We start from the raw sequence: 5,558 nt of genomic DNA on the forward strand, positions 1-5,558 counted from the left end.
CTGGTGGTCCGCGACGAGGACGGCAACGAGATCTTCGCGCCCGGCTTCTCGATCTGGACCGTGATCGAGGAGTGCCTCAACCCGCCGGTGGTGTGGGAGCGCGCCCGCGCGGACCGCGACGGCGCGTACGACCTCGAGGCCGGCTTCTTCACGCTGCCGCCGTTCTCCGAGCCGGAGGTCTTCGACTTCCCCGACGGCATCGGGCCGGTGGAGTGCGTCCACGTGGAGCACGAGGAGGTGCTGATGATGCCCCGGTGGGTCGACGCCGACCGGGTCACCTTCAAGTACGGCCTGGGCGAGGAGATGATCTCCGTGCTGCGCACCCTGCACACGCTCGGGCTCGACTCCACCACCCCCGTCAGCGTCAAGGGCGTCGAGGTCTCCCCGCGCGACGTGGTGGCGGCCTGCCTGCCCGACCCGGCCACGATCGGGCCGCTGATGGAGGGCAAGACCTGCGCCGGTCTGTGGGTCACCGGCACCGGCAAGGACGGGGCTCCACGCTCCACGTACCTGTACCACGTCGTCGACAACGCCGACACGATGCGCGAGTACGGCGCCCAGTGCGTGGTCTGGCAGACCGCCGTCAACCCGGTCGTCGCGCTCGAGCTGCTGGCGACCGGCGTCTGGTCGGGCACCGGCGTGCTCGGCCCCGAGGCGATGCAGCCGCGTCCGTTCCTGGACCTGCTCGCCGCCCCCAAGCCCCAGGGGTACGGATCCCCGTGGGGACAGCAGGAGAAGGAGATCGTCCCGTGACCGTCGAGCAGCGTCGCATCCTCGCGACCGAGATCCCCGGGCCCCGCTCGCAGGCCCTGCACGCCCGCAAGACGGCGGCCGTGTCGGCCGGCATCGGCACCACGCTGCCGGTGTACGTCGAGCGCGCCGGCGGCGGCATCCTGGTCGACGTCGACGGCAACCACCTCATCGACTTCGGCTCCGGGATCGCGGTGACCACGGTCGGCAACGCCGCGCCCCGCGTCGTGGAGGCGGTGACCGCCCAGGTCGCCGACTTCACCCACACCTGCTTCATGGTCACCCCGTACGAGGAGTACGTGGCGGTCTGCGAGAAGCTCGCCGACCTCACCCCCGGCGACCACGAGAAGCGTTCCGCGCTGTTCAACTCCGGCGCCGAGGCCGTGGAGAACGCGGTCAAGGTCGCCCGCCACCACACCGGGCGCGACGCCGTGGTCGTCTTCGACCACGCGTACCACGGCCGGACCAACCTGACGATGGCGCTGACGGCCAAGAACATGCCGTACAAGCACCGGTTCGGGCCGTTCGCCGGTGAGGTGTACCGCGCGCCGATGGCGTACCCGTACCGGTGGCCGACGGGGCCGGAGAACTGCGCCGAGGAGGCGTACGCCGCCTTCGTCGACCTCGTGCACAGCCAGGTGGGCGAGGAGAACTGCGCCGCGGTGCTGATCGAGCCGATCCAGGGCGAGGGCGGTTTCATCGAGCCCGCTCCGGGGTTCCTGGCCAAGGTCGCCGACTTCTGCCGCGAGCACGGCATCGTGTTCATCGCCGACGAGGTGCAGACCGGCTTCGCGCGCACCGGCGACTGGTTCGCCTGCGACGCCGAGGGCGTGGTGCCCGACCTGATCACCACCGCCAAGGGGATGGCCGGCGGCCTTCCGCTGGCGGCGGTGACCGGGCGCGCGGAGATCATGGACTCCGTCCACGTCGGCGGCCTCGGCGGTACGTACGGCGGCAACCCCGTCGCCTGCGTCGCGGCCCTGGCCGCGATCGAGACGATGGAGGCCCAGGACCTCCCCGGCCGCGCGAAGCAGATCGAGGCGATCTTCCGCGAGCGACTCGACGCGCTCGCCGCGCGCCACCCCGAGCGGGTCGGCGACATCCGCGGCCGCGGCGCCATGCTGGCCGTGGAGCTCGTCACCGACAGCACGTCCAAGACGCCCGATGCCGCACTCGCCGGCGCGGTCCACCGCGCCTGCGCGGCCGCCGGGCTGGTCACCCTGACCTGCGGCACGTACGGCAACGTCTTCCGGTTCCTGCCGCCGCTCGCCATGGGGGACACACTGGTCTCAGAGGGCCTCGACCTCTTCGAGGCCGCGTTCGAGGAGGCTGTGAACGATGTCTGAGGTACTGGAGCTCCTGCCGCGAGGGCTCTTCGTCGGCGGCGAGTGGGGACCGGCCGAGGGTGGGGCGACGTTCGAGGTGACCAACCCCGCGACCGGTGAGGTCGTCGCGACCGTCGCCGACGGGTCCCCCGCTGACGGGGACCGCGCCCTGGCCGCCGCGCACGCGGCACAAGCCGGGTGGGCTCGGGTGGCCCCCCGCGAACGCTCTGAGATGCTGCGCCGGGCGTACGAGCTGCTGGTCGAACGCACCGACGAGTTCGCCGAGCTGATCACCCTCGAGATGGGCAAGACGCTGGCCGAGGCGCGCGGCGAGGTGGCGTACGGGGCCGAGTTCTTCCGCTGGTTCGCCGAGGAGGCGGTGCGTGTGCACGGCCGGTACGCGACCGCGCCGAGCGGTCCGACCCGGTTGGTGACCATGAAGGCGCCCGTCGGTCCGACGCTGATGATCACGCCGTGGAACTTCCCGCTGGCGATGGGCACCCGCAAGATCGGACCCGCGATCGCCGCCGGGTGCACGATGGTCGTCAAGCCGGCCCACGAGACGCCGCTGACGACGCTGGCCCTGGCCGCGCTGCTGGAGGAGGTGGGCGTGCCCGTCGGCGTCCTCAACGTGGTCACCACGACCCACTCGGGCGAGGTCTGCGAGCCCCTCATCCGGGACCCGCGGCTGCGCAAGCTGACGTTCACCGGGTCGACCGCGGTGGGCAAGAAGCTGGTCGAGCAGTCCGCCACGCAGTTGCTGCGGGTGTCGATGGAGCTGGGCGGCAACGCGCCCTTCCTGGTCTTCGGTGACGCCGACGTCGCCGCGGCGGTCGACGGCGCCATGCTGGCCAAGATGCGCAACATCGGCGAGGCCTGCACGGCCGCCAACCGATTCCTCGTGCACGTCGACGTGGCCGAGGAGTTCTCCGCCGCGCTCGCCGAGCGGATGTCGACCCTGGAGCTGGGCGACGGTCTCGCCGACGGCACCGACGTCGGCCCGCTGATCACCGAGAAGGCCCGCGACGGCGTGCACGCCCTGGTCTCCGACGCACTCGGTTCGGGGGCGCGGGCGCTGACCGGTGGCACCGTCCCCGAGGGGCCGGGCTGGTTCTACTCCCCCACCGTGCTCGTCGACGTGCCCGCGGGCGCCCGGGTGCTCACCGAGGAGATCTTCGGACCCGTCGCCCCGGTGGCCACGTTCAGCACCGAGGAGGAGGCGGTGGCGCTGGCCAACGCCACCGAGTACGGCCTGGTCGCGTACGTCTACACCAACGACAACTCGCGCGTGATCCGGCTGAGCGAGGCGCTGGAGTTCGGGATGGTCGGCATCAACACCGGCATCGTCTCCAACCCGGCCGCCCCCTTCGGCGGCGTCAAGCACTCCGGGTACGGCCGCGAGGGAGGCTTCGAGGGCATCGAGGAGTACCTGGAGACCAAGTACGTCGGCATGGCCGTCTCCCCTCCCGCTGGCTGAGCCCGTCGAAGCCGGGCTCAGCCAGCGCCCAGACTCCACACCGCCGAAGGAGCGACCCATGATCGACCGGATCCGCCTCTCCCGCCTGCACGCGCAGGAGGAGCAGCGCTTCATCGACACCCACCCGCGCTCGGGCGAGCTGGCCGACGAGGCGGGCGAGCACTTGCTCGCGGGCGTGCCGATGCCGTGGATGACCCGGTGGCCCGGGGCGTTCCCCGTGTTCGTGGAGTCCGCCTCCGGGGGCCGGTTCACCGACGTGGACGGTCACACGTACGTCGACCTGTGTCTCGGCGACACGGGGTCGATGACCGGACACTGCCTGCCTGCCGTCGCCGACGCGATCGCCGAGCGCAGCCGTACCCAGATCACCACCATGCTGCCCACGGCCGACTCGGCCTGGGTGGCCGGTGAGCTGGCGCGCCGCTTCGGGCTGCCGCACTGGCAGATGGCGATGACCGCGACCGACGCCAACCGCTTCGTCCTCCGCTTCGCCCGGCACCTCACCGGTCGCCCGCGGATCGCCGTCATGGACTGGTGCTACCACGGCACCGTCGACGAGACCCTCGGCGTGCTCGAGCACGGTCGGGCCGGCGACCGGGTGGTGCCACGCCCCGGCGCGCTGGGGCCGCAGGTCGACGTCGCCCTCACCACGGCGGTGGTGCCGTTCAACGACCTCGACGCCCTCGACGAGCGGTTGTCGCGCGGTGACGTGGCGTGCCTGCTCATGGAGCCGGCCCTGACCAACATCGGCATCGTGCTGCCGGAGCCGGGCTACCTGGCGGGCGTCCGCGAGATCACCCGGCGGCACGGCGTGCTGCTGGTCAACGACGAGACGCACACGATCTGCGCCGGCCCGGGCGGCGCCACCGCCGCGTGGGGCCTCGACCCCGACTTCGTGGTCATGGGCAAGCCGATCGGAGGCGGCATCCCGGTGGCCGCGTACGGCATGACGACCGAGATCGCCGAGCAGCTGGCCGGCCCGATGCTGGGCCACGACATCGACGTCGCCGGCGTGGGCGGGACGCTGACCGGCAGCGCGCTGGCCATGGCCGCGGTGCGGGCGACCCTGTCCACGTCGTTGCGGACCGAGGACTTCGAGGTCTCCATCGGCCTCGCCGAACGGTTCACCGCCGACGTGGCCGACGTGATCGCCGCCCACGGCCTGCCCTGGCACGTGCAGCGGCTCGGCTGCCGCGCCGAGTACTGGTTCTGCCCGCCGCCGCGCACCGGCGCCCAGGCGGCCGCGGCGGTGGACGAGGAGCTGGATGCGTTCATGCACCTGTGGACGCTCAACCGCGGCGTCCTGCTGGCCCCCTTCCACAACATGAGCCTCTTCAGCCCGTTCCACACCACCGCCGACGTCGACGCGCACACCGATGCGTTCCGCGGTGCGGTGGAGGCCCTGCTCGGCTGACAGCACCACAGGCAGTTCGGCGGCGCCGGCACCGGACGCCGCGGGCGCGAGGGCGCTGGTACGTCGAACTGCCTGAGGTGTGGCGCCTGTGGATGACCGCCCACGGGCACCCGTCATCGGGCACGGTGGAGCCGTGGATCCCGTGGACGCGCTGCGACGACTGGGTGGTGTGGCCACCCTCGGTGAGCTGATGGGTCCCACCACTCCCTCGCGGCTGCGTACGGCCGTGCTGCACGGCGCGGTCGTCCGCCTGCGGCGCGGCACGTACGGCCTTGCCGGACTGTCGGAGGGGCGGGCCACTGCCGCGCAAGCCGGTGGCTCCCTCTCCCACCTGAGCGCAGCCCAGTACTGGGGCTGGAAGGTGAAGTTCCCGCCGCTGCGCCCGACGGTGACCCTCCCCCGTCATCTGGGTCGCCGGCCGGTCGGTGACCTCGACGTCCGGTGGGCCGACCTGCGCGACGACGAGGTGCGCCGCGAGGTGACCTCCCGCGTGCGCACGGTCCTGGACTGCGCCCGCACGCTCGACTTCGACGAGGCACTGGCGGTGGCCGACTCGGCGCTTCGCGAGGGGGTGGTCACCCGCCACGAGCTC

4 protein-coding genes and 1 pseudogene are annotated in these 5,558 nt (G+C 72.3%); all 5 read left to right on the forward strand.

The features are described 5' to 3' along the window. On the forward strand, window positions 1-753 hold a 753-nt coding region (locus ACI379_RS09715; protein ID WP_439791878.1), incomplete at its 5' end, for a saccharopine dehydrogenase family protein. Then, window positions 750-2,096, forward strand: coding sequence for a 4-aminobutyrate--2-oxoglutarate transaminase (gene gabT / locus ACI379_RS09720; RefSeq protein ID WP_439791879.1), 1,347 nt, complete (start codon window positions 750-752; stop codon window positions 2,094-2,096). The genes ACI379_RS09715 and gabT, both read left to right, overlap by 4 nt. Next, on the forward strand, window positions 2,089-3,552 hold the full coding sequence (locus tag ACI379_RS09725; protein ID WP_439791880.1) for an NAD-dependent succinate-semialdehyde dehydrogenase: 1,464 nt from the start codon (window positions 2,089-2,091) through the stop codon (window positions 3,550-3,552). Before gabT ends, ACI379_RS09725 begins: the two co-directional genes overlap by 8 nt. A gap of 58 nt (window positions 3,553-3,610) precedes the next feature. After that, the gene (locus tag ACI379_RS09730; RefSeq protein WP_439791881.1) at window positions 3,611-4,966 is read left to right on the forward strand and encodes an aspartate aminotransferase family protein; all 1,356 of its coding nucleotides are present in this window, start codon (window positions 3,611-3,613) and stop codon (window positions 4,964-4,966) included. Window positions 4,967-5,099: 133 nt separating this feature from the next. Beyond that, window positions 5,100-5,558, forward strand: a pseudogene (locus tag ACI379_RS09735) (DUF559 domain-containing protein); the annotation flags it as partial.

The organism is Nocardioides sp., assembly GCF_051876515.1.
GTDB lineage: Bacteria > Actinomycetota > Actinomycetes > Propionibacteriales > Nocardioidaceae > Nocardioides.

What these genes read in the sequence shown, in the direction of transcription:
- ACI379_RS09725 (WP_439791880.1), top strand. Translation starts at nt 2,089, where the DNA reads ATGTCTGAGGTACTGGAGCTCCTGCCGCGAGGGCTCTTCGTCGGCGGC.
- ACI379_RS09730 (WP_439791881.1), top strand. Translation starts at nt 3,611, where the DNA reads ATGATCGACCGGATCCGCCTCTCCCGCCTGCACGCGCAGGAGGAGCAG.